Origin of the sequence: Suttonella indologenes (assembly GCF_900460215.1) — a bacterium.
GTDB lineage: Bacteria > Pseudomonadota > Gammaproteobacteria > Cardiobacteriales > Cardiobacteriaceae > Suttonella > Suttonella indologenes.
The window spans coordinates 298,794-322,813 of the sequence record NZ_UHIA01000003.1; the positions used below are offsets into that span (position 1 = coordinate 298,794).

Consider the following 24,020-nt stretch of genomic DNA (forward strand, 5'->3'; position numbering starts at 1 on the left):
CTCACATTCCAAACATCATTGCGGTCAGCAAGAAATCCGCTGCCAATACCGCCAAAGAAGATAATACCACCGTACGCGTGGTCGCATTCGCCAAACCCTGTGCGGTCGGCGGCGCGACAAAGCCCTGATGCACCGCGATTGCCGCGCACAAAGCGCCGAAGACAAAGGACTTGACCACAACACCCAAAAAGAGATTGTGATAAAAATCTACCCCACGCTGCAATTGCGCCCAAAACATCGCGCCGTCCAAGCCCAAATGCCAGACCCCGACTATATAGGCGCCCAACATCGCCACCGCCACAAAGACTATCGCCAATAAAGGCATGGCAAGCAAAGCGCCGTAAAAACGCGGCACGCCGACCTGTGCCAGCGGCTCAATCCCCATCATTTCCATGGCAGCCAATTGCTCGGTCGTATTCATCAAACCGACTTCCGCCGTAATCGCCGAGCCGGCGCGTCCGGCAAAAAGCAAAGCGCTGACCACCGAACCCAATTCGCGCATCAATGCCAAAGCCACTAAAGTGGCGGTAGCGGTTTGCGCACCGAAAGTCGCCATATTCACATAGGCCTGCAAAGCCAAGACCATACCGACAAACAAGCCCGACACCACGATAATCGGCAAAGACAAAACGCCCGCCTGATACACGGCGCGCAGCCATGCCAAGGGACGCCGCCACAGCATCATGCTATGACGCAACAGGCGCAGCGCAAATAGGCTAAAGTCGCCGAGAGCGAACAGCCATTTCATCGTTCACTCTCCTTGCCGAGCAGGCGACTGCGATAATCCTCTGCGGCGGGATAATGGAAGGGAATCGGCCCGTCCGCCTTGCCGTGCATAAATTGCGCGATTAAGGGATCTTTACTGCTATACAAAGCGTCGGGAGTATCGAAAGCCAAGATATTGCCGCCGGAGAGCAGCAGGATTTTATCGACAATGCGGCTGACTTCCGCCACATCATGGCTGACGATTAGGCTCGTCATGCCCAATGCCTGATGAAAATCGCGCAACAGGCGGCTTAATACGCCCAGCGTAATCGGGTCTTGACCGGTAAAAGGTTCGTCATAAATCATCAATTGCGGATCCATTGCCATCGCGCGCGCCAAGGCGGCACGCCGCGCCATACCGCCGGATAATTGCGCCGGCATCAAACCTGCCGCACCGCCCAAGCCCACTGTTTGCAATTTCATCTCCACCATGATGGCGATCAATTCAGGCGGCAAATTCAAGACTTCGCGCAAAGGAAAAGCAATATTTTCGCCCAGCGTCAAATCGCTGAATAGCGCATTGGATTGGAACATCATGCTCATGCGGCGGCGCAACTGCATCAATTGCCGGCGCGACAAATCCGCCAAATGCTGCCCGAAGACGATAACCTCGCCGCGATGCGGCTGCAATTGTCCGGTAATCAAGCGCATCAAGGTGGTTTTGCCGGTGCCGGAAGGCCCCATCACGGCAATCATCTCGCCGGTAGGAATACTGAGATTCAGCTGCTCGAAAATCGCATGTTTGCCGCGATAGAAACAGACGTTTTTCAATTCAATCGCGGCTTCTGTCATCTGCCTGCCCTGCCATTGCCACAATGGTTTCCCATTCCGTCGCCTGCACGGGCGTAATCGACAGGCGATTGCCCTTGCGCAGCAACATCATTTCCGCCAAAGCCGGTTCTGCCCGCAAAGCCGCCAAGGGCAGCAGCTCCATAAAGGTGCGTACCAATTGCACGTCCACCAAATCCCAAATCGGCCGCTCCGGACGCGAACGCGGATCGTATTTATAGCTTTGCGGATCAAATTGCGTGTCATCCGGATAGGCGGCACGCACGATTTTCATGATACCGGCAATGCCCGAAGGCTTGCTGTTGGAATGATAAAAAAACGCCAAATCGTCCACCGCCATTTGGCGCAGGTAATTGCGCGCCTGATAATTGCGCACTCCGTCCCAAGGTTCGGTCTGCTGCGGTCGCGCCTGCAAATCCTGTAAGGAAAATTTCTGCGGCTCGCTTTTCATCAGCCAGTAGTTCATCCGCCGCCCCTAATCCGTTTCAAATTCATAAATCACATCCACCGCATTGCCGTCCAATTGTGAGGACGAAGCCTCGACGCTCAGGCGGTCGGTAATTCGATAACGTGCTAAAAATCGCGTCAAACCGGAAAAGAAATCCGATTTCATACCCACATATAAATCTTCCATCAGATATTTACCGGCTTTAAGCCCGCCTACGCCCAAATCGAAGACGTCCAAGCCGGTTTTCTGCGCCAAATCGTCAGGGAACAGTCCTTTGGTGCCGATCACCGCCGCCTTTTGCAATAAGGCGGTGCTGTCGGTGCCGCTGTCGGGCGCGCGTCCGAAAATCAGATAGGACAAGACCGCCGAATCCGGCATTGCAGGGTCGGATGTCAAATCCAAACGCATTCTTTTCACGCTGCCGCTAATCCGCGCGCCGGCTTCCACATTTTCCACTTTGCGCATGGCAATAATGTCAATCGAAGGATTGCTAATATCGTCGGAAAATGTCACCCAGCCGCGCTGAATATTCAGCTCCTGTCCATAGAGTTCATAGTAACCGCTGGCGACCTCGATTCGTCCGCGCCCGCGAATCGGCTGCGCAGGGCGTACTAATACATCAATCGCGCCCATCAGGCGGATATTCATATTCGGATCTTTATAAAACACTTTATCGCCCAAACGCAGGGCAATATCGGCTTGCAACGGCGAACCGGCAGGGGCGACATAAGGCACATCGTCTTTGGTCTGATTATTCACAATCACCACGTCTTCGGAAACCGCTACCGCACTGCGCGTATCGGGAATGGCAATCTCCGCCTCAGGAATCAGAACATCGCCTTTAATAGTCACGCCGCTATTAGGGTCGATGCGAATATCGAATCGCGGCGTTACTAAGAGACGCATTTCTTTAGAATTTGCCAACAGCATATCTTTGCCGTTGAGTTTCAGATTAAGGTTTAAGGGCTGCAAGCGCAGCAGACCGTCCGCCTGCAGACTGCCCTTTGGAGTGCCGATATTTCCGTCGATAGCGATATTGCCGTCGCGACGGGCGGACAGACGTAGGCGGATATCCTTCAAATCCGTGGCGTATTCAGGAATTTGCAGCGCGCCGTTTTCCAAACGCAGCTCGCCGCTGGCCTGCGGCTGGCTGAGAGGACCTGAAAATTGCAAATCGCCCTGCACACGCCCTTTTAATTCGGAAACCTGCGGAATAAAGTGCTGGAATTTGCCGATATCGGGAATCGACATCGTCAAATTGCCGCTTAATTGCGGATTTTGGAAATTGCTGATGCTCACATCGGCGCGCACATTGCCGGTATCGATAAAATCGATATTGAGCAGACTGCGGCTGCGCTGTTCGTTAAATTGGGTATTCAACACCGCCTCTTTCAGCTTCAGCACAATCGGCGGCTGTCCTTCCACTTGTGCAGTGATACTGCCCGGCGTTAAGCGTAAATCCGCCTGACCACGAATCACGCCCTGAGCATTAATATTTAATTTGCCCTCGCCTTTGAGCAGGGTGTCTAATTTGACATTCTCGGGGATGAAGGCGGCAAAACTGCGCGGATCGATTTGATCAATCGCATAGTTGATTGAAGTTTGTTCTTGATGCGCCAGATTCAGGCAAAAGGCCGAATATTGATCTGCCAGACAGGCATCGCGCACAGACACCTCGCGCGGCGATACGGCAATCTGCGTCGGGCGGCGCAGCTGCCAACGCAAATCCTGCACCTGCGCCTCCAATTGATTTACCTGCCCCGCCCAAGCATCGAGGGCGCTAAATCCGCCTGCCGCCTGCAGATTCAGATTATATTCGCCGCCTTCGCTTTTCAGCGTCAAGCGATGCTCTTGATACGTCCCTTGGGTATCCAAGCGCAAAGCCGACCATTTCTGCCCCGCCGCTTCAATACCGCTTAAAACAATCTGATTATTAAAAGCCGCGCCTGCTTGCAAGCCCGTATCCAAGACAATTTCCGCCGCCGCCACGCGATTATCGGCAAAAGCCAATTGCTCGCCTTTAAGATTCGCCTTCACTACAGGCGATTGAGTACTGCCGCCGGCATTGAGACTGCCGCGCAGCACGCCGTGCAATTGCGGATGCAGCTGCGCCAAGTTCAGCGCCTGCAACTCAATATCGCCCTGCAAGGCTTGTTCCTGCAATTGCACCTGACCGCTGATGCGGTTATCGCCGACCTGCACGTCCATATGCTCGAGCCTGACTTCGCTACCCTGCACTTGCGCTGTTAAAGCGCCATCCAGTTTCTGCCCCTGCCAAGTACCGCTTAAATCGCGCACATCCGCTTGCGTATGCAGATTGCCCTGCGCATCAATACCGCCTGTGGCTTGCAGCTGCGCGCTAATTTGCGCTTGCATATCGGGCAAATAATATTTCGGACGCAGCTGCTCCAATGTGGCCGCCACGTCCCAAGTAATCTCGGGCGCAAAAGCCGCCTCTCCTGTCAAAGCGACCTTGCCTTCCATGGTATTGACGACAAGATCAATGTCTTTGACCGCCTGCAATTGCGCCAATACGGCAGTGCCTGCCACATCTAAGGCAGGAAAATCGCGTCCCTGCGCCTTACCTTGCAGTGTTAAGTGTAAATCCTGCATATTGCCTTGCGCTTGAACGGCGCCGGCAGAAGATTGCACTAATGTTTCCTTATTATCTTGTATCAGCAAATCTTTCCACTGCAAATCCGCTTCAATAGCAGGATTGGCCGCCGCACCGCCTACATGTACCGCCCCCTGCACCGCGCCGCTGATATTCGGCAGCAGGCGTCCCAAGGCTGCGGCATCAATCTCGGCCTGCAGATCAATTTCCTGCGCATTGGCTTGTCCGTTCACCGCCACACGGTTATCCGCCAAATTCAAGAGCAGGTCGCGCACATGAATATCGCTGCCCTCAATCCGCACATCGCCGCTGCCGGCAATCGGATACTGCTGCCAATGCCCGTTCAATTGCGCAATCGCAAATTCCGCCGATAGCGGCGCAGCGGCGCTTTGCTGTCCCTGCGTGTGAATATGTGCGTTCAATGCCGCATCCAGTTCGGCATCGTATTGTCGCCCATCCAAGTTTTGCACGCGCAAATCCGCCTGCCAATTCAGACCTTCGCCAAATTCGGCAAAACCCTGCAAATCGATGCTGCCGCCTAAGGTATTGACGAGCAAATGCACATCGCGCAGCGCCTGCGGCGAAAGATGGGCATTGCCGCTTAGCTTCAGATCAGGCATCCCTTCACCTCGCACTTGGCTGTCAAGCGCCAGATGCAAATCCTCAAAAGCCCCTGATAATGCGATATTTCCCTGTGGGATTTCAATACCTTGCTCCGACAACGCAATATCTTGCCAATGTAATTCGCTTGTTAAAGTCTTCGCCGCCAAATCAATATCCGCCGCACCTTCCACTGAGGCTTGCAGCCAACCTTCCGCTTGCAGGTGCAATGCGGGCTGCAAGAGGCTGCCGCCAATCTCCAAGACAAATTCTTGCGGCGCTTTCTCAGGCAATTGCAATTGAGCCTCACCTTTGAGTGTCAGCGGATAGGCGCCGCTTAAGCGCAGATTGCCGCTCACATCCGCCGTCGCCGCAAAAGCGGCGGGCGTGTCCGCCGTTTTGCCCTGACTCAAAGCGCTGTGTAAGGTCAATTCCAGCGCGCTGTCTTGTCCGTGCAAGGCGCCTTGCACATCGTGAAGCGTGATGATTTCCTCTTGCCCCTGCCGTATCTCCAATTCGCTGAGGCGCAGAGCATCAATATCGATTTGCAGCGGCAATTGAATTTCCGGCAATCTCTCAAGCGAGGCATGGTTTTTTTCTTCCGAAGGGGAATTATCGCCCTGCGGCAACTGCAAGGTGCTGTGGCTTAATTGCAGAAGCGGCAGATGCAGACGTTTGCCAAATAGTTCATTACCGGCAAAATCGATGATTAAGGCTTCGGCGCGAAAATCCAAACCCTCAGGACCAGTCAGATGCAGATTGCGCCATTGCTGTCTGCCCCATAATTTGCCTTCTAAAGTCTCGTAACTTAGCTGAAAAGGCGTGAATTGATTCAGCAATTTCGGCACTTGGCGGTAGCCGCTTTCCGTGCCGAGCAAATAAAACGCTAGCACCGCAGACAGCAGCGCTAACAGTAAAATCGTTAAGAACAGCCATTTCAGGCTTTTGATAAGAAAACGCATTAGAGATCCAACTCCGTTCCAATGGTGAGATGCAGGCGGTAATTATCGCCGACGTCTTTGTCAAAACCGTGTCCGACATCAATATTGATTGGACCGACAGGAGAACGCCAATGCAGTCCCAGTCCCGCGCCGATATGCGCTTTGGGATTGTTATTAAAGGCATCGCCGGCATCGACGAATGCCGCTACCGCCCAATCCGGTTTAAAGAAATATTCGTATTGTACGCTGCCGACCAATAAATGTCGTCCGCCGATATTATCGCCGCTGCTGTCGTAGTTGCCGATTTTTTCATAGGCATAGCCGCGCACGCTGCGATCGCCGCCGGCGAAATAGCGCAAATTCGGCGGCAGGCGGTGGAAATTATCCGTCCATGTGCTGCCGCCGTCGAAGCGGAAGAGCAGGCGGTTTTGCGCGTTTAAGGATTGAATATAGCGGAAATTGACATTGGCTTGGGCAAAACTCACATCGGAGCCGACGCCTTCAACGCCGCCTAAGACGCCAATCCGCGCCTGAAATCCGCTATCGGGGTTGAGGCGGTTGTCCGTAGAGCTGTAAGTCGCTTGGAATTGCGGATAAGTCAGCGTAATTTCGCCGCGATCGTTGCCAATCGAGAATTTGTCATAGGCGGCGGTGCCCGATACGCGGTACTCCCATTGATTTTTGCGCCAATTGTAGCCACCCTCGATGAAGCCGCGTTTGGTGTCGTAATCGTCTTCTTTAATCCAGCCGCCGAAACGCAGGAAATAGTAATCGGTGGTGGGATTGGCCGCCGGAATGCGGTAAATATTGTCCCAAGAGCTTTGTTTTTGCGAGGCATAGAGACTGCTAGAGAAAGTGTGTCCGCGCGAATTAACCCAGCGCCAGTCAAAATCTATTTTGCCGCGCACGCCGCTGTCGGTGGAATAGCCGATGCCGAACAAATAGCGTTTATTGCTGTTCATGGTTAATTGCGCTTCCACCGGCACGGTTTTGCTCTGCGTATCCGGACGTCCGCCGACCAAGACTTGTTTAAAATAGCCGCTACCCTGCAAATCATGCTGCAATTGCTCGACTTCTTTCGCCGAATACGCCTGCCCGGTTTGGAATTGCACGAAGCGTTGCAGCAAATCTTCATCTAAAGGAATCGGGCTAGTGCTGCCGTCTTTTTCCGCCGCCGGCGTGAAATTGACATTGGCGAAATCAAAACGCTGTCCGCTGTCATAAAACAGGGCGATGTCGGCGTTTTGAGTGTCGGTATTGACCTTTACCACATTGCTGGTGAATTGTCCGTCAAAATAGCCGCGCGCCACCGCCAATTCCAAAAAGCGCGCTTTATAGGTTTCGTATTGCTCATGGCTTAAGACTTCGCCCTCGCGAAAAGGGTTTTCCGTCAATAATTGCTGAAATTCGGGATCATCCGCCGCCATGCCGCTGACATTGACTTCCACGGCGCGAATGGTGGTCGGCGCATTGAGATTGACGTGATAAGTCACAATCAAATTGCCTTCCTGAATATGGCGCTCGCTGCGCACTTCGCTTTGGTAAAAGCCGAAAGGCTGCTGCGATAAGGCGATTTCCTTAGCGCCGTTGTCAATCAGATAATTCACATAGGCGGGCTGGCTAATCGCTTCGCCTTTCACGCGGCTTAAGCCTAAAAAGACTTCCGCATTGTTCAATTGTTTTTCGTCTTCAATGCCTAAGATGCGGATTTCCGTGAGCGTCAAGCCTTGCAGCGCGTCAATCTGCGCATCGCCCAGCGATTGGCTCAGCTCTGTCGCTGAACTTTGTCCGAGATTTGCTTGTTCTGCCGCCGCCATTGCATCAGGAGCGGCGATTTGAAACAAAGGTTGCTGCGCGAAAGAAGCGGCGGAGCTTAAACCCAAAGCCGTTAGCAAGCAAATACGCATATTATTCTCCTAAAATAAACTGTTGTTTACGCACACCTAAGGCATAGAGTGCGACAAAGTAGGTCATGATACCGACGGCGATTAACAGCAGCAAATGCCACAGGCGCTCGAAGCGCGTCCATTCCAGCCATTGTCCGGCATCGCCCTGCAGATACAGCAGGCACAATCCCATCGCCGCATTCGCCGCCAGCAGTTTGAACACAAAGCCCAGAGAGGCGGTTTTAATTCTAATCCCCTGCCGCCACAGGAAATACAGCAACAAGCCGACATTGACCACCGCCGCCAAGGCGCTGGCGGCTGCCAAGCCCACATGTCCGTAAAAACGGCTTAAGACAATCGCGGCTAGCAAATTCGCTGCCATCGCACAAATACCGGCGCGTACCGGCGTGCGCATATCATGGCGGGCATAAAAAGCCGGCGCCAAGACTTTGACTAAAATCAAAAACACGGCGGCAATGCCGTAGGCGCGCAGGCTTAAGGTCGTCATCAATAAATCTTGCGCCGTAAATTCGCCGCCGTAAAAGAGCGTGGCTAAAATCGAGGGCGCCAAAACGGTCAAACCCAGCGAAGCGGCAGAGCCGACTAAGATGCCCCAACGCAAAGCCCAATCCAGTGTATAGGCGAAACGCTGCTCGTCATCAAGGGCTTTCAGCGCGCTTAATTTGGGCAGAATGACCGTGCCCAATGCCACGCCAATGAGGGCAATCGGCAATTCCACCATGCGGTCGGTGTAATAGAGCCAAGAAATACTGCCCGTGAGCAAATGCGAAGCAAGGAACGTATTGACTAAAATGGTTAATTGCCCGACAGAAGAGCCGAACAAGGTCGGCAGCATCAGCCGCAAAATGCGGCGCACGCCACTATGCTTCCAGCCCCATTTGGGCATGACCAATAAGCCCAAACGGTATAAAAAGGGCAATTGCAAAGCAAGCTGCAAGATGCCGCCGATTAAGACCGCCCAAGCCAATTCCATGCCGACATCGCCCGCATCGCCCCGATAGGCGCGCCACAGGCAGGCGCTAATCAAAGCGATATTGAGCAAGACCGGCGTCAGCGCAGGAATGGCGAAACGCCCATAAGTATTCAACACGCCGCCCGCCATCGCGGTTAAAGAAACCAGCAGGATATAAGGAAACATAATCCGCAGCATCTGCTCCGCTAATACAAACTGCTCAGGTTTGGCGCTTAATCCGTTGGCAACCGCATAAATAATCGCGCCTGAAAAAATCACGCCGACGGTGGTAATCGCTAACAAAAAACCCAGCAAGGTGCCGCTGGTATGGCGCAGCAAATCTTTTAACTGCTCGGGATGCTCCGCCTTGGTCGCAGAGAAAACCGGCACAAAGGCATTGGCAAAGCCGCCTTCAGCAAAAAAACGCCTTAAGGTATTGGGAATGCGCAGGGCGGCAAAAAAGGGATCGGTAATGCCGGCTTCGAAATAGCGCGCGACCAAGATGTCGCGCAATAAACCCAAGACGCGCGAAATCAGCGTCATTGCCGCAAATACCAAAGAAGAACGCCCAATGCTGCGCGCCATCAGTCAATCCAAGATAAAGCACGCCCTATGGCTAAAATAGCTTGCGAACGGTTCATCGAATAAAAATGCAAAGCCGGCGCTCCTTCTTTCACGAGACGTTCGCATAAAGACGCCACCACTTCCGTGCCGAATAATTGCAAAGCCTCGACATCATGTTCATAGGCTTCCAAACGTTTGCGAATCCAACGCGGCAATTCCGCGCCGCAGGCATCGGAAAAGCGGGCTAATTGGCGGTAATTGGTAATCGGCATAATCCCCGGCACCAAGGGTATCTCAATCCCCATCGCACAAGCCTCGTCGCGAAAACGCAAAAAAGCGTCGGCATTAAAGAAATATTGCGTAACCGCCTCATTCGCTCCCGCTTCGGATTTGATTTTCAAGGCTTCCAAATCATCGTGCGGGGTTTTGGCGCGCGGATGTTTTTCAGGATATGCCGCCACGACAATATGCGCCGTATCGCCCCATTTTTTGCGCACAAGCTGCACCAAATCCGCCGCACTGTCCAATTCGCCCATATAAAAGCTGCCCGGCGGCACATCTCCGCGCAAAGCCAATAAGCGTTTGATGCCAATCGATTGATAAGTATCCAAGAGGGCTTCGAGTTCGGCATAAGTCGCCGAGATGCAGGTCAAATGCGGCATCACGGGACGCTCGTCCTCTTCGCAAATGCGCCGCACCAATTTCAAAGTACGCTCTTGCGTGCTGCCGCCGGCGCCGTAAGTGACCGAAAAATATTCGCAGTCAAAAACAGCTAAAGCACGCCGCACCTTCGCCAAATTTTCCCCGCCCTGCTCGGTGGCGGTAGGGAAAAATTCACAACTAATCGGCACAGGAATGCGGCGCTGCACGTGATTTAACGACATTATTTGGCAAACTCGCTGGCTTCGATAAAGAGCACCAGATTGTCATTGATAATATAGTGTTGATTATCCACATCATCGAAGCGGTAATAACCGTCGCCATCTAGTTGGGGTTTGCTGCGCGTGTAAAGAGAATCGCCGTTCATCATGCGCACTTCATAAAGCTTGTGTTTATCTGAAAATGACATTGTAGTACAAGCGCTTAAAAAGACGGAAACTACCGCCGCACAAAGTAATTCTCTCATGTTATATCCCTAATTCGTCCGCAGTAGAAATGAAAAATTATAGCACCTCGATACATGCTTTTCATCTACTCATAGCGCAAAATATCGCCCTGCTTAATATCTGTCTTGTGAAGCATCTCAAAAGCGCATTATAATAATGTATGTCATCGGCTTTCCGTTCCGTGAAAGACGATTTCAAGCAATTGTTTTTCATAAATTTAAACAAATATCATCTCAGGCATCGGAAAATCATTCGGGGAAGAAAATGTCAGCATCGCATTCGCATATTTTTGATGAAGGCAATCCGCTTGCCGAGAAAAAAGTTCTTATCGCTACGCTATTCACAGGCGCAATGATGCTGGTTGAAATCGTCGGCGGTATCTTATTTAATTCAATGGCGCTGCTTGCCGACGGCTGGCATATGAGTTCGCATATGCTGGCATTGGGCGTGGCTTATCTCGCCTATCGGGCGGCGCGCCGCTATGCGCAGGATCCGCGTTTTTGCTTCGGCACATGGAAAATCGAAATTCTTGCCGGCTACAGCAGCACCATTGCCCTGATGGGTGTTGCCCTCATGATGGGTTTTCACTCGATTGAGCGCCTCTTCAATCCTTTGGCGATTCATTATAATGAAGCCATTTCGATTGCCGTACTCGGTCTGGTGGTGAATATCGTCTGCCTATGGCTGTTACATACCGACAGCCATCATCAGCATAAGCACGAGCATCACGAACAGCATCACCACCATCATCATCACGAGCAAGATTTAAATCAAAAAGCGGCGTTTTTGCATATTGTCGCCGATGCCGCCACCTCCGTTTTCGCCATTATCGCGCTGATTGCCGGCAAATATTTCGGCTGGGATTTTTTAGATGCCGTCTTAGGCATTATCGGCGCATTATTGGTCGGCAAATGGTCTTGGAACGTACTCAGCCAAGCCGGCAAAACCTTATTGGATGCGGAGATGGATGCGCCTGTCGTTGCAGAAATCCGCGAGGTGCTGGCATCATTTGAAGCCATCGTAACTGATTTACATGTGTGGAAAGTCGGCAAGGGCAAATTCGCCTGCATTATCGCTTTAAACAACGCGACAAAAGACCTCAGCCCGGCGCATATCCGCCAAGCCCTGTCTATTCATGAAGAAATCGTGCATATTTCGGTGGAAATCAATCCGCCTCTCAGCACAGATACCGATATTCGCTGAGATAGTCGAAGAATTGAAAACGTATTACGGTATTGGCTCGCCGCCTTTACTATTCCACTTCTTCGACGATAAAAAACGCCTCGCAGAGAGGCGTTTTACTAAGAAAAGATTAATCGTCGCTATTTAAGACGTGTTTGGGTTTTAAGACAATCAAAAATGCGGCGGTCACGGCAATCGTAGCAATAACGCCGAAAATCAGCGAAACCGTCCAATTCAATCCGAAGCCGATTTTGGCAAAGGCAAGATAAGTGCCGCAGACCGCCGTCATCCAGATGGCCGGAACGGTGCAAATCCAATGACATTTACCGTGGCGGTATAAATAAGCGGCGGCTGTCCACAGCATAATCGTCGCGGTGGTTTGATTCGCCCAGCCGAAATAACGCCATAACACGGAAAAATCTATTTGCGTCAAAGCAATGCCAATTGCAAACAAAGGCAGGGTCAGCATCAGGCGGTTTTTCACGCTGCCTTGTTCGATATGGAAAAATTCCGCAATCTGCAAACGCGCCGCGCGAAATGCGGTATCGCCGGAAGTGATCGGCAGCACCACTACACCCAAGACCGCCAACATGCCGCCGAAGGTGCCGAGCATACTAATCGCCGCCTCATATACAACTTTGGACGGCGTACCCGATTTAATCGCCTCATTGAGCATTTGCACATCATCATAAAAACTCAAACCCACCATGCACCAAATCAGGGCAATCACGCCCTCGGTAATCATCGCGCCGTAGAAAATAAAGCGTCCTTCGCGCTCATTTTGCATACAACGCGCCATCATCGGCGTTTGCGTGGCATGGAAACCGGAAATGGCACCGCAGGTAATGGTGACGAAAATCAAGGGGAAAATCGGCATGTTTTCAGCCGGATAAAAATTCTTAAAGAAATCGCCGATGCCCATGCCTTCATCAAGCCCCACGGTTTGGAAAAGCGGAATGCCTTCAAAGAGCAAGCCAAAAAGCATACCGGCCGTCATAAACATCAATAAAGCACCGAAAAGCGGATAAACGCGCCCGATAATCTTATCAATCGGCAGCAAAGTGGCGATGATGTAATAAGCAAAAATAATACAAACCCAAGTGGTGACTAAATAATCATGCGCCGAATTACCCTTCTGCACCAACTCGCCGGAGCGCCCTAAGATTTGTTCGGTTAATTGTGTCAGCAAACCTGCGGGAGAGACCACAAAAACTACGCCGACCAAGACTAATAAAATGAGCGCGATAACATTAATCAAATGCTTAACAGGTAGGCCGATATAACGCCCTGCCATATGCGGAATGGAAGCGCCGCCATTGCGCACGGAAATCATGCCGCAGTAATAATCATGCACCGCGCCGGCAAAGATACAGCCGAGCACAATCCACAGCATTGCTACAGGCCCGTATAAAGCCCCTAAAATCGGGCCGAAAATCGGACCGGTGCCGGCAATATTTAATAATTGAATCAACCAGATTTTGACTTTAGACATCGGCACATAATCCACGCCGTCCGCCTGCGCATGGGCAGGTGTCGCGCGCTCGGGCTTAATGCCGAAAATCCGCTCGGCAATCGATCCGTAAATAAAATAGCCTGTGACTAACAAAGCTACGCAGAATAAAAAAATCAACATAGTTTCTCCTTTTCTATGTAATGCGCTGCAAACAGCTTGCACATTGAAGCATGGCAAAAGGAAAATTGCAATATGGTAAGATTAAGATTTTACTGTGAAAACACAGTGAATTAACAGCATTGTCTTGAGTAGTTTGTATGCGTCTTTGCGTACGATACAGCTGCCGTTTCGGAGAATTGAAAAATTATTTCGGGCTTGACTCATCTTGGTCTAAGGTCTTTACTGTCTGCGGATCGCCGTCTTGTAACATGTCTCCGACAATAAACAGCAGACGTAAGCAAATATTCGCCTCCGACACCATGCCTATCCTGCACCAATATCTGTTTAGCCGGCGAAATCCTCAAACTTAAGAACATAACGATAACTCGCCCCCTGCATAGCAACAGATAAGCGATGATGGTTATAATAGCTCAAATCCGTATCGAGTTTAAAGCGGTTTTTATCCGCTAATAGGTCATCGACCGTAAGAGAGATTAGCATGGGCTGACAAACTCAGCAACAATATACAATAAAGAGTAAGTTTACACATTTTAAATCCCTAAGATATTTGATAAATAGTGTTTAACTGTAGGTATGAATTATTATCCAAAATTTCTAGTTTGATGAAATCACATTTGTCAATTTTTGCCAAGGAGAGATTAAACATATCGTTTTCATTTTTTCTGTTGAGCAGAAGAAATTTTGCAAAAAATAATTTTTTGGATTGCTTGCTGTAATTACGTAATAGCTCAATTAGCTTATTATGAATGCAATAAATATCATCACGTATTATCTGACAGAGACCTTCATCATATCTATAATAGCCGTATTTATTGGATTGATTGCTATCTATATGATGAAATTTTAAAAGTCTTTCTTGGGTGATTTTTTTAATTTCATTATCGGAAATAACTAGGTAAATATGGGACATATATATGCTCCAAAATTAGGCATTTAAACAACTATGGGGTATGTTCAAATAAAACGGCTACTCAAAATCACAAATGCTCGCTTTTATCCCTCAGCGTATCAACATCAGCATCTGTATTTCTCACTTTAGCAATGCTCTCCACCGCGCCATCTATCTGCCACAAATAAACATCGGTATTTTTCGGGCGCACCAATAATTCAAATTCGCGGAATTTTTGCATATCAGGACTGCCCGAAAAACGCCCGATCAATTGCCACAGCAAAACGCCAATCCAAAAGCCATGCCCGAACACCACATAAACGCCATCCTCTTTTTCCGCAAAATAGCGGCGCACATTGCGGATTCGATTGAAAAACGATGCAAAACTGTCGCAGTCATCACCATCTTTAAAATCCGCATCATCTCGCGCCCAATAAGATTCCGAGCGACTTCTCAAATCCTGAAAGGTTTTGCCATGAAGATGGGCAAAGGACAAATAATTAAATTCATGCAAATCAGGCAATACAATAGGCGAGATTTGCAGAGCCTGCACATAAGGCGCGGCGGTCTGTCGGGTACGCAAATACGAGGAAACAAAAATTTCTCTCACGTCCTCAACATGTTCCGACAACCACATGCTTAACTGTTCCGCCTGCTTTTGTCCCAATTCGGTAATCGGAATATCGGCATTGGCATATTTGACAATATCGCTACTTTTGCCTGCATTAGCGGCACTTTGCGCATGACGGAGAAGATAAATTTTTTTCATCTGGATCCTTTTCGGTTAAAAGCCCGCCATTTATGGCGGTAGAATTTCATTAGGAGCGGCGGTATAGTCTCTTCAGATTAAAATGATACGCTTTAAAACAACATATTGAAATATTTTTCAATATGTTGTAAATTTTTATTGTCTCATTTTAATCTGAAGAAACTATAAACACAGCCAATTCAGAACAACAGCTAGGACGACGCTTTATCTGTCGTCCTAGCTGTTGAAACATAACACATTCCCAATAGAATGGATAAGTGGAAAAACAACACAAAGTCGAATCCAATAATCTTTCAATGTTTATGAGAAACTGGTTTTTTGCGTCTTTGTGCGCGGTGTAGGCGCAATTTTGCATGCCAGTTTTTGCGTTTACTCAAAACCTGCACCAGTTTCCATTGCCACAGATAGTAAATCACGCAATAGCCGATACTTGCCAATAAGGTGCCGACCAAAACCGAGCCGGTAAACAGCGGTATCAGGATTTGACCGCCCAATTGCTTGAGATTCGCCACCGTAAAATGCCATTCGCTCAAACCTTCACGTCCGCCCAAAAACCAGCAGCCGACTTGATAATTGCCGTAAAAAATCATCGGCATGGTAAAAGGATTGCTGAACAAGGTCGAAAAAGCGGCAATCGGCACATTAAAACGCATAAATACCGCCGCCGCTACCGCACAAGGAATTTGTATGGGAATCGGCAGACAGCCGAAAAACAGCCCTGTCGCAAAACCGCCGGCAATGCTGCGGCGATTGATCTGCCAGATGTAGGCATTGCCGATTTTTTTCAATAACCAATGCAATAAGCGGTTGGCAATGAGTTTTTCCGGCGCAGGCAAAATGCGTTTAAAAAAGAATTTCATAATTTTCCTTTAGCGGCGATAAGGCGGGCAAGGGCAGTTAATTCTCGTTATGATAGCGAAAAAAAATCCTTTAGGTTTGTCCATGCCAAGATTTAATTCATCGTCATATCCACATTTGCGTTTTTACCGCTATATAGCGACACTGGCGATGCTTTTGCTTGGTGTCTTAAGTCGCGATTTTTGGCATATCCCCGCCCCACTGCTGGGTCAGACTTCCGCTTATGTGCTGCCGCTTTTGTGCTGTTTCGGCTTAAGTCTGTTGCGCCGCTACCGCGTTTTTGCCGTATTGTGCGCCTGCTTTGTCTTAGGGCTGTGGCGCGCGGATATGGCTTTGCCCAGTCAGCAGGAGTCATTTGCTTGCACAGGCATTTGGCAGGTAGAAAATTTTCCCCGTCGCCATCTGCCGCTGGGACAAATTCTGCCGCTGCGTCTGATGGCGGGCGATTGTCCTCCATTGCGCGGTCAATCCCTGCATGTCAGCCATTATTTGCGCGACACCAATTATGCGATTGGCGACAGTTTCGCCGCTACTTTGCAGATTCGCCCCGGCAAACGCAGACTTTATGCGCATTTGCCGCAGCAGCTGCGTCCGCAAACTGCCGCTATGCCTGTGATAAGCGCCTACCGCACCGCGATTGCCCGCCAAATTGACGCCCGTTTTCCGCAACATCGCGCTTGGGTACGCGCCCTGCTAATCGGCGACCGCAGTTTGCTAAGCCAACGTATGCGCGGGCAATTGCAAATCAGCGGCACCAGTCATTTGCTTGCCATTTCAGGCTTGCATCTTGCCGTGATGATGGGCGTTTTTTATTGGCTGTTTAAAATGCTGACCGTATTCAGCCGCCTGCGTTATTGCATCGAGCCGCATAGTCTGGCGCTCTGCGCCGCTTTATTCGGCGGATTGGCTTTTGTACTGATTAGCGGTGCGCAAGCGCCGATTTTGCGTGCTTGGATTATGTTTGCCTGCCTCTTATTGCTCTGGCTCAATCTGCCTTTCGGCAACGGCATGCTTGCCCTCGGCTATGCTTTATTTGTGATTGTGATTATTGAACCGCTGGCTTTATTCAGCTTCAGCATATGGCTGTCTTTTTGTGCAACTGCCGCCGTGATACTCACGCTGCGTCTGGTCAAACATCTCGCCGCATGGCGGCAATGGCTTGCTATACAAGGCGGGATTACGCTTGTGCTGACGCCGCTACTATGGAGCATTTTCGGCGGCATTTCTCTCATCAGCATTGCGGTAAATTTACTGGTCGTGCCTTGGCTGGCGGTCATCTTATGCCTGCTACTTGCCGCGCTTGTATTGCCCGCCTTAAGCGCCTTTGCCGCCGCTGCCTTAGACATTTATCTACGCCCCATCGAACTTGCTGCGCAAATGCCTTTCGCCTATATCGAACCGATTTATCAAATGCCGTTGCCTAGCGGCGTACTGGCAAGCATTGCCTGTCTTTGTCTGCTTGCCGCCGCCAAACGCGCGGCACTACTGTCTTTGCTGCTCGCTCTTGCCTGCGCCCTGCCACCGCTGTTCTCGCGCAGCGACTATGTGCTGACAACATCGCGCATTCCCGCCGCTATTCTCTATCCGCCCAGCGGCGCGCCGATTCTGCTGAATACCGCCTATCAATATCGCGAACGCAATGATGCACGCCGCTATCTGCTGCCTGTTTTGCGCCAACGCTTTCAGCGTCCGCAAGCCATTATCATCAGCCACGATAGCCGCCACGCCCTCGGCGGCATTGCCGACCTGCTTGCCGCCTATCCCGATACGCCGATTTACACCCTCTCGCTCATGCCCGAACTCTCTTTTGCGCACCAATACTGTCCCGAACATATCCCCTCCGCCGACTTTTATTTCAAGCGCGGCGCAAGCTGTAGTCTATTTATCGGCAATCAGAGCTATACCGCCGCCACGCTCAATACCGCATTGCGCGCCAAGGCAAATCATTAAGCCGCAAATTTTTGCGAAAACACTAGCTTTTTCGGCTGATTTCTTTAGCATATGCGCGCCTTAAGCAAGAGTGCTTTATTTTATCCACAGGTGTCGTATGCAAGCAGAACAGCAAATCCCAGAAGAAGACCTTCTTCCCCTCACTCCGCTAAGCCAAATCCGCGAAGCCTTGCACGAAGAAGACTTGGCGGAAGTCGGCGAAATCGTTAATGAACTCAAACCGGCGGAAATCGCGCGTATGCTCGAATCCCTGCCGCCGATCGAGCGCGAGCAAGTTTGGGAAACGGTGGACGACGAATATAACGGCGAAGTCTTGGCGCATCTCTCGGAAAGCGTCTTGGAAGATATTGTCGATGAAATGAGCCATGAAGAGCTCCTGCAAACCGCCGAATCGATGCAGGAAGACGATTTGGTAGACTTCCTGCAAGACGTGCCTGAAGACGTTGCCATCAAACTGCTTTCCTCTTTGGACGAAGTCCAGCGCGCCCGCCTCACACAAATTCTTGAATACGATGAAGACAGCGCCGGCGGTATGATGAATAACGACGCCATTTCCGTGCGCCCCGAAACGCTGGTGGAAACCCTTATCCGCTACCTGCGCCGCATGGAAGAACTGCCGCGCATCACCAATAAAATCTTTGTCGTTGACCGCGACGAACGCCTGCTCGGCGAAGTCCTCCTCACCACATTGCTGACCGCCGACAACCAGCTCCACATGACCGACATCATGAAATACGACCCTGTGAGCCTACACCTCAACACCACAGGGCAGCAAGTCGCGCGTACCTTCCGCGAACATGATTTGATTTCCGCCGCCGTCGTCAACGACGACAACCAATTAGTCGGACGGATTACCGCCGACGACGTCATGGACTATATCCAAGAAGACAGCGAACGCCTGCTCATGCAAACCGCCGGTATGGACGAAGAAGTCGATACCTTCGCCCCCATTCACAAAGCCGCCATCGGACGCGGCATCTGGCTGGGCGTCAACATGTTTACCGCCCTGATTACCGCCACCGTCATCAATGCCTTCGGCAGCACGATAGAACAAATCGTCGCCCTTGCCGCCCTTGCGCCCGTAGTCGCCAGCTTAGGCGGCAATGCCGGCGCCCAATCGCTGACCATCATCATCCGCGGTATCGCGCTGGGGCAAATCGAAGGCGCCAACGCCAGAGCGCTTATCCTGCGCGAACTGCTCATCGGCAGCATCAGCGGCATCGTCTGGGGCAGTGTTGCCGCCCTCATCGCCTACCTATGGTTCGGCGCCCCTGCCCTTGCCGCCGTCATGTTCGCCGCCTTGTTCATCAACCTCATGACCGCCGCCTTTGTCGGCGTCGTCATCCCGCTGATTCTCAACCGCCTGAAAATCGACCCCGCCTTGGCAGGCTCTATTTTCCTCATGACCTTCACGGACATTATCGGATTTTTAGCATTATTGGGATTGGCGACCGCATTTTTGATTTAAACCGCATTCCCTGTGAACTATTTACAAAATATACAAAAATAGTGCGTTTTTGCACAAAAATGACCGTAAAACATCACTAAAACAAACCGCAAAACACTAGGCACAGACACGCGATTAAGCTACACTACAACAGCATTTTATCCGCTTGGCGCCTGCGTTTTGCCGCATAAAAAGCGTCGAGCGCAAATAAACATGCAGGATTAACGCATTTACCATCAGAGGTCACAATCATGTTTCAACACACAGAGCAACACATAAAGCGTCGCTCTGTGTGTTGCCCTGAATTGGAAGAGGTTACACCTCTCCCACAAGATTATCCTCCCTAAAGGGAGGGGTTTCAACCAATAAGGAAATTTTGATGAAATTAACAGTCGTCTCTTTTTCAATTGCTTCTGCCGTTTTAGCCGCCGGATTAGCGCTATCCGCCCCCGCACAAGCCAAAGGTCGCCTAGTCGTTTATTGCAGCGCCACCAATGAAATGTGCGAAGCCATCACAAAAACCTTCAGCGAAAAATACGATGTAAAAACCTCATTTATCCGCAACGGCTCGGGCAGCACCTTTGCCAAAATCGAAGCGGAAAAAAACAATCCGCAAGCCGACGTATGGTACGGCGGCACGCTCGACCCGCAGGCACAAGCCGCTGAAATGGGACTGCTGCAAGCCTATCGCTCACCGCTTATCGACCAAATCATCGAACGCTTCCAAGACCCTGCCAAAACCAAAGGCAATTACACCTCGGCGGTCTATATGGGCATTTTGGGCTTTGGCGTAAACACCGAACGTCTGAAAAAATTAGGCATCGAAGACATGCCGAAATGCTGGAAAGACCTCAGCAATCCTAAATTAAAAGACGAAGTCCAAATCGCCGACCCGCAAAGCTCCGGCACCGCCTACACCGCCATCGCCACCTTCGTGCAATTGTGGGGCGAAGAACAAGCTTTTGAATACTTTAAACAACTGCATCCCAATATCTCGCAATACACCAAATCCGGCATCACACCCTCCAACAGCACCGCGCGCGGCGAAGCTACCGTAGGCATCGGCTTCCTGCATGATTACGCCGTGCAAAAACAAGGCGGCGCACCGATTGAAATGATCGTTCCCTGCGAAGGCACAGGCTATGAACTCGGCGGCTTGAGCATCATCAAAGGTGCGCGCAACGTCGATAATGCCAAACTCTTCGTGGACTTCGTCTTATCGGCGGAAGGGCAGGAAACCGCTTGGAAAAAAGGCAATGCCCATCAAATCCTGACCAATACCACCGCCGAACAATCGCCCACCGCCTTCGACCCGAGCCAGCTCAATTTAATCAATTACGACTTTGAAAAATACGGCGTCGCCGAAGAACGCAAACGCCTGATTGAAAAATGGGTCAATGAAGTCAAGCTCGCCAAATAAACGGGAGCGCAACATGAAAGCAATACCATTCTGCCTGCACCTGTCGGTACTGGCGATTGCCGGTGCTCTGCTATCCTCAACCGCTGCTGCCGAAGGGCGGCTGGTGGTTTACTGCAGCGCGCAAAATACGATGTGCGAACAGGAAGTGCTGGCATTTGAAAGCAAATACAAGGTCAAAACCAGCTTTATCCGCGGCGGCACGGGCAGCATCTTGGCAAGAATTGATGCGGAAAAAGGCAATCCCCAAGGCGACGTTTGGTATGGCGGCACATTAGACCCGCATTCCCAAGCCGGCGAAATGGGCTTGCTCGAGGCGTATCAATCGCCGAATCTGCAATATATTCCGGACGAGCTAAAAGACCCCGCCAAAAGAAAAGGCAATTACACCTCGGCGATTTATCTCGGCGTATTAGGTTTCGGCGTCAATACCGAACGCTTGGCGAAATTAAATCTTCCCGTACCCAAATGCTGGAAAGATTTAACCGACCCACGCTTTAAAAATGAAATCCAATCCGCCGACCCGCAAAGCTCGGGAACCGCCTACACCGCATTGGCAACCTTTATTCAATTATGGGGCGAAGACGCCGCATTTAAATATTTAAGCGCCTTGCATCAAAACGTATCGCAATACACCAAATCGGGCAATACGGCGACGCGCAACACCGCCCGCGGCGAAGCCTCCATCGGCATCGGCTTCTTGCACGAACATTCCATCGAGCAAGAAAAAGGCGCGCCGGTCGAATTGGTCGTACCCTGCGAAGGCACGGGCTATGAAATCGGCGGCGTCAGCCTGATTAAAGGCGCGCGCAATCAGGAAAATGCCAAGCTGTTTATCGATTGGGCATTGTCAAAAGAAGCGCAGGAGCTTTCATGGCAAAAAGGCGAAACCCATCAAATCCTTACCAATTCGCAAGCGCAGCAATCGCCCTATTCTTTAGATTTCAAATCCATCAATTTGATTGATTATGATTTTGACAAATACGGCTCAAGCGAAGAACGCAAGCGTTTAATTTCAAAATGGCTGGATAAGGTAAAATTAGCTAAATAATCGCTGTATCGGAAAGGAATATCGGCTTTAAGGCGATATTCCTTTCTTTTAATGAACATCTATCTGTGAGGAATCATGCACGCCAAAAAATCTTCCTTTTTCGCTTCGCCCGTTTTTTGGATCTCGCTTGCCCTGCTGGCATTTATGGCATTACCGTCGCGCGCATTGGACTATGGTCTGTTCGAAGCCACCGCCGACGAATTATACGAAGCCATGGGCTGGTCATCTCTTAATATCAGCATTCTGTGGTTTTTGCCCCTGCTCAGCTTTTTATTCACGCCCAAATTGAAATATGCCGTCGAAAAACAAGCGAAATTAGATTTGATACTGGTCGCCGGCATCAGCCTGTTTACCTTTATTTCCGCCACATGGCTGAAAGTCAGCATGGGATATGCCGTGATTGTTCAAATCATCAGCCTCACAGCCATTGCCACCGTCGCTTTAGCGAATTTAAAAATCATGCAGGGCGACAAATTCATCATCGCCTCGCTTATCTCTATCATCTTATTGATTTTCTTCTTTATCGTATATCCCACCGTCGCCATCTTGATTTCCATGTTTTACGACGGGGATAACTTCGCGCCCCAGCAAGTATTGCGCATATTGAACCAAAGCTATATTGTCCGCGTGATTAGCAACTCGCTGTTTTTATCCGCATTTGTAGGCATCATCTCCACCGTCTTCGGCTTGGCTTTCGCCCTCTATACCACTCGCATCGCGCAGCGCACGGCATTCATCGGCAAAATCTTCTCCATTCTTCCGATTGTAACCCCGCCCTTTGTAGTCGGCTTGGGCGTTACCCTCATGCTCGGACGCTCAGGCTATGTCACGGAATTTTTAACCGGCTTCGGCTTTACCAAAACCAACTGGCTTTACGGCTTTAACGGCATTGCGATTGCGCAAATCCTCGCCTTTACGCCGCTCTCCTTTATGGTGCTTGACGGCGCATTAAAATCCATTCACCCCTCCATCGAAGAAGCCTCTTATACCTTGCGCGCCAACCGCTACCAAACCTTCTTTCGCATCATCTTCCCCTTATTGCGTCCTGCATTGGCGAACTCCTTCCTGCTCGTCTTCATTCAATCGCTGGCAGATTTTAGTAACCCCTTAGTATTAGGCGGCAGCTTCGACGTTATCGCCACGCAAATTTACTTCTACATTGCCGGCTCGCAATTGGACTACGCCTCAGCCAGCACCCTCGGCTCGATATTGCTCATCTTCTCCTTACTGGTATTTATCGTGCAATATCTGTGGATTGGCAACCGTTCCTACGTAACCGTCTCCGGTAAATCCTACCGCGGCGACGTGCAAGACCTGCCGCCCAGCCTCAAATACCTCATCATCTTCCTGCTCGGTTTTTGGGTCATTTTCAACATGGTCTTATACGGCAGCATCTTCTACGGCAGCTTTACCGTCAACTGGGGCGTGGACTACAGCCTCACGCTGAAAAACTACAGCCTGCTCTTCGGACAAAGCCTCAGCGACGGCGCATGGCCTTCCCTGCTCAACACCCTGCTCTATGCTGGCATCGCCGCCCCGCTAACCGCCCTGTTCGGACTGCTCATCGCCTACATCGTGGTACGCAAAGACTTCCAAGGCAAAAAATCCCTAGAATTTTTGACCATGCTCTGCTTTGCCGTCCCCGGCACCGTTGCCGGCGTCTCCTACATCCTCGCCTTCAACAGCGCCCCGCTCTACATCACCGGCACAGGCGTCATCATCATCATCTCCATGGTCATGCGCGATCTGCCTATCGGTATGCGCGCCGCCATTGCAGGCTTAGGGCAACTCGACAAATCCTTAGACGAAGCCTCGCTATCCTTAAAAGGCAATTCCCTAAAAACCATTTACTACGTCGTCCTGCCGCTCTTAAAGCCCGCCCTGCTCTCGGCATTAGTTACCAGCTTCGTGCGCGCCATGACCACCGTCAGCGCCATCGTCTTCTTGGTTACCGCCGACACCCGCGTGGCGACAGCCTACATCCTCAACCGCGTTGAAGACGGCGAATACGGCATCGCCATTGCCTACGGCTCGATACTCATCGTCGTCATGATGGCAATCATCTTATTCTTTGACTGGATCGTCGGCGATACCCGCATCAGCCGCTCCAAAGCCAAAACCATGAACTAAAACAGGTA

Annotated in this window: 19 protein-coding genes; 6 read left to right on the forward strand and 13 right to left on the reverse strand. The window is 50.8% G+C overall.

Annotated features, from left to right (window positions below; genetic code table 11):
- Position 1 precedes the first annotated feature (1 nt).
- Genes DYC63_RS01875 through DYC63_RS12345 form a run of 8 tightly spaced genes read right to left on the reverse strand, consistent with a single transcriptional unit; the run spans position 2 to position 10,706 of the window.
- Positions 2-748 carry an MlaE family lipid ABC transporter permease subunit gene (locus DYC63_RS01875; protein ID WP_115217677.1) on the reverse strand — a complete coding sequence of 249 codons (747 nt, stop codon included), beginning with the start codon at positions 746-748 and terminating at the stop codon, positions 2-4.
- On the reverse strand, positions 745-1,557 hold the full coding sequence (locus tag DYC63_RS01880) for an ABC transporter ATP-binding protein (RefSeq protein ID WP_115217678.1): 813 nt from the start codon (positions 1,555-1,557) through the stop codon (positions 745-747). The genes DYC63_RS01875 and DYC63_RS01880 overlap by 4 nt, the downstream gene beginning before the upstream one ends.
- Positions 1,538-2,020 (reverse strand): EVE domain-containing protein, encoded by a 483-nt coding sequence (locus tag DYC63_RS01885; RefSeq protein WP_115217679.1) that lies wholly within the window; start codon positions 2,018-2,020, stop codon positions 1,538-1,540. The genes DYC63_RS01880 and DYC63_RS01885 overlap by 20 nt, the downstream gene beginning before the upstream one ends.
- 9 nt (positions 2,021-2,029) lie before the next feature.
- Positions 2,030-6,178 carry a translocation/assembly module TamB domain-containing protein gene (locus DYC63_RS01890; RefSeq protein WP_115217680.1) on the reverse strand — a complete coding sequence of 1,383 codons (4,149 nt, stop codon included), beginning with the start codon at positions 6,176-6,178 and terminating at the stop codon, positions 2,030-2,032.
- Positions 6,178-8,064, reverse strand: coding sequence for an autotransporter assembly complex protein TamA (locus DYC63_RS01895; protein WP_245887986.1), 1,887 nt, complete (start codon positions 8,062-8,064; stop codon positions 6,178-6,180). Before DYC63_RS01895 ends, DYC63_RS01890 begins: the two co-directional genes overlap by 1 nt.
- A gap of 1 nt (position 8,065) precedes the next feature.
- Positions 8,066-9,601, reverse strand: coding sequence for a murein biosynthesis integral membrane protein MurJ (gene murJ / locus DYC63_RS01900; protein ID WP_115217681.1), 1,536 nt, complete (start codon positions 9,599-9,601; stop codon positions 8,066-8,068).
- Entirely contained in the window at positions 9,601-10,464 is an 864-nt protein-coding gene (gene metF / locus DYC63_RS01905; RefSeq protein WP_115217682.1) for a methylenetetrahydrofolate reductase [NAD(P)H], read from the reverse strand. The genes murJ and metF overlap by 1 nt, the downstream gene beginning before the upstream one ends.
- The gene (locus DYC63_RS12345) at positions 10,464-10,706 is read right to left on the reverse strand and encodes a hypothetical protein (protein ID WP_147284905.1); all 243 of its coding nucleotides are present in this window, start codon (positions 10,704-10,706) and stop codon (positions 10,464-10,466) included. The genes metF and DYC63_RS12345 overlap by 1 nt, the downstream gene beginning before the upstream one ends.
- A 244-nt stretch (positions 10,707-10,950) precedes the next feature.
- Between DYC63_RS12345 and dmeF the strand changes: the two genes are divergently transcribed.
- Positions 10,951-11,889, forward strand: coding sequence for a CDF family Co(II)/Ni(II) efflux transporter DmeF (gene dmeF, locus DYC63_RS01910; RefSeq protein ID WP_115217683.1), 939 nt, complete (start codon positions 10,951-10,953; stop codon positions 11,887-11,889).
- A gap of 109 nt (positions 11,890-11,998) precedes the next feature.
- Here the strand turns inward: dmeF and DYC63_RS01915 are convergent, their stop codons facing one another.
- From DYC63_RS01915 to DYC63_RS01930, 5 genes are all read right to left on the reverse strand, one after another.
- A complete protein-coding gene (locus DYC63_RS01915; protein WP_115217684.1) occupies positions 11,999-13,501 on the reverse strand; it encodes a carbon starvation CstA family protein in 1,503 nt (500 codons plus the stop codon).
- 324 nt (positions 13,502-13,825) lie between these two features.
- On the reverse strand, positions 13,826-13,981 hold the full coding sequence (locus tag DYC63_RS12515; RefSeq protein ID WP_172459366.1) for a hypothetical protein: 156 nt from the start codon (positions 13,979-13,981) through the stop codon (positions 13,826-13,828).
- A gap of 58 nt (positions 13,982-14,039) precedes the next feature.
- Positions 14,040-14,411, reverse strand: coding sequence for a hypothetical protein (locus DYC63_RS01920; RefSeq protein WP_115217685.1), 372 nt, complete (start codon positions 14,409-14,411; stop codon positions 14,040-14,042).
- 67 nt (positions 14,412-14,478) lie between these two features.
- On the reverse strand, positions 14,479-15,159 hold the full coding sequence (locus tag DYC63_RS01925; protein ID WP_115217686.1) for a histidine phosphatase family protein: 681 nt from the start codon (positions 15,157-15,159) through the stop codon (positions 14,479-14,481).
- A 293-nt stretch (positions 15,160-15,452) separates the two neighbouring features.
- Entirely contained in the window at positions 15,453-16,019 is a 567-nt protein-coding gene (locus DYC63_RS01930; RefSeq protein ID WP_115217687.1) for a DUF2062 domain-containing protein, read from the reverse strand.
- Between the two features lie 82 nt (positions 16,020-16,101).
- Here DYC63_RS01930 and DYC63_RS01935 point away from each other — a divergent pair, with 82 nt between their 5' ends.
- From DYC63_RS01935 to DYC63_RS01955, 5 genes are all read left to right on the forward strand, one after another.
- Positions 16,102-17,967, forward strand: a complete 1,866-nt coding sequence (locus DYC63_RS01935; protein WP_172459367.1) for a ComEC/Rec2 family competence protein — start codon at positions 16,102-16,104, stop codon at positions 17,965-17,967.
- 97 nt (positions 17,968-18,064) lie between these two features.
- Positions 18,065-19,435: a magnesium transporter gene (gene mgtE, locus DYC63_RS01940; protein ID WP_115217689.1), complete on the forward strand. Its 1,371-nt coding sequence runs from the start codon at positions 18,065-18,067 to the stop codon at positions 19,433-19,435.
- Positions 19,436-19,793: 358 nt separating this feature from the next.
- Positions 19,794-20,834: an ABC transporter substrate-binding protein gene (locus DYC63_RS01945; protein ID WP_115217690.1), complete on the forward strand. Its 1,041-nt coding sequence runs from the start codon at positions 19,794-19,796 to the stop codon at positions 20,832-20,834.
- Between the two features lie 13 nt (positions 20,835-20,847).
- Positions 20,848-21,882 carry an ABC transporter substrate-binding protein gene (locus DYC63_RS01950; protein WP_115217691.1) on the forward strand — a complete coding sequence of 345 codons (1,035 nt, stop codon included), beginning with the start codon at positions 20,848-20,850 and terminating at the stop codon, positions 21,880-21,882.
- 75 nt (positions 21,883-21,957) lie between these two features.
- A complete protein-coding gene (locus tag DYC63_RS01955; RefSeq protein WP_115217692.1) occupies positions 21,958-24,012 on the forward strand; it encodes an ABC transporter permease in 2,055 nt (684 codons plus the stop codon).
- The last annotated feature ends 8 nt before the right edge of the window (positions 24,013-24,020 follow it).

Excerpts from the sequence above, each read along its gene's own strand:
- DYC63_RS01875 (WP_115217677.1), bottom strand. The coding sequence starts at position 748 with ATGAAATGGCTGTTCGCTCTCGGCGACTTTAGCCTATTTGCGCTGCGC.
- DYC63_RS01880 (WP_115217678.1), bottom strand. The coding sequence starts at position 1,557 with ATGACAGAAGCCGCGATTGAATTGAAAAACGTCTGTTTCTATCGCGGC.
- DYC63_RS01885 (WP_115217679.1), bottom strand. The coding sequence starts at position 2,020 with ATGAACTACTGGCTGATGAAAAGCGAGCCGCAGAAATTTTCCTTACAG.
- DYC63_RS01890 (WP_115217680.1), bottom strand. The coding sequence starts at position 6,178 with ATGCGTTTTCTTATCAAAAGCCTGAAATGGCTGTTCTTAACGATTTTA.
- DYC63_RS01895 (WP_245887986.1), bottom strand. The coding sequence starts at position 8,064 with ATGCGTATTTGCTTGCTAACGGCTTTGGGTTTAAGCTCCGCCGCTTCT.
- murJ (WP_115217681.1), bottom strand. The coding sequence starts at position 9,601 with ATGGCGCGCAGCATTGGGCGTTCTTCTTTGGTATTTGCGGCAATGACG.
- metF (WP_115217682.1), bottom strand. The coding sequence starts at position 10,464 with ATGTCGTTAAATCACGTGCAGCGCCGCATTCCTGTGCCGATTAGTTGT.
- DYC63_RS12345 (WP_147284905.1), bottom strand. The coding sequence starts at position 10,706 with ATGAGAGAATTACTTTGTGCGGCGGTAGTTTCCGTCTTTTTAAGCGCT.
- dmeF (WP_115217683.1), top strand. The coding sequence starts at position 10,951 with ATGTCAGCATCGCATTCGCATATTTTTGATGAAGGCAATCCGCTTGCC.
- DYC63_RS01915 (WP_115217684.1), bottom strand. The coding sequence starts at position 13,501 with ATGTTGATTTTTTTATTCTGCGTAGCTTTGTTAGTCACAGGCTATTTT.
- DYC63_RS12515 (WP_172459366.1), bottom strand. The coding sequence starts at position 13,981 with ATGCTAATCTCTCTTACGGTCGATGACCTATTAGCGGATAAAAACCGC.
- DYC63_RS01920 (WP_115217685.1), bottom strand. The coding sequence starts at position 14,411 with ATGTCCCATATTTACCTAGTTATTTCCGATAATGAAATTAAAAAAATC.
- DYC63_RS01925 (WP_115217686.1), bottom strand. The coding sequence starts at position 15,159 with ATGAAAAAAATTTATCTTCTCCGTCATGCGCAAAGTGCCGCTAATGCA.
- DYC63_RS01930 (WP_115217687.1), bottom strand. The coding sequence starts at position 16,019 with ATGAAATTCTTTTTTAAACGCATTTTGCCTGCGCCGGAAAAACTCATT.
- DYC63_RS01935 (WP_172459367.1), top strand. The coding sequence starts at position 16,102 with ATGCCAAGATTTAATTCATCGTCATATCCACATTTGCGTTTTTACCGC.
- mgtE (WP_115217689.1), top strand. The coding sequence starts at position 18,065 with ATGCAAGCAGAACAGCAAATCCCAGAAGAAGACCTTCTTCCCCTCACT.
- DYC63_RS01945 (WP_115217690.1), top strand. The coding sequence starts at position 19,794 with ATGAAATTAACAGTCGTCTCTTTTTCAATTGCTTCTGCCGTTTTAGCC.
- DYC63_RS01950 (WP_115217691.1), top strand. The coding sequence starts at position 20,848 with ATGAAAGCAATACCATTCTGCCTGCACCTGTCGGTACTGGCGATTGCC.
- DYC63_RS01955 (WP_115217692.1), top strand. The coding sequence starts at position 21,958 with ATGCACGCCAAAAAATCTTCCTTTTTCGCTTCGCCCGTTTTTTGGATC.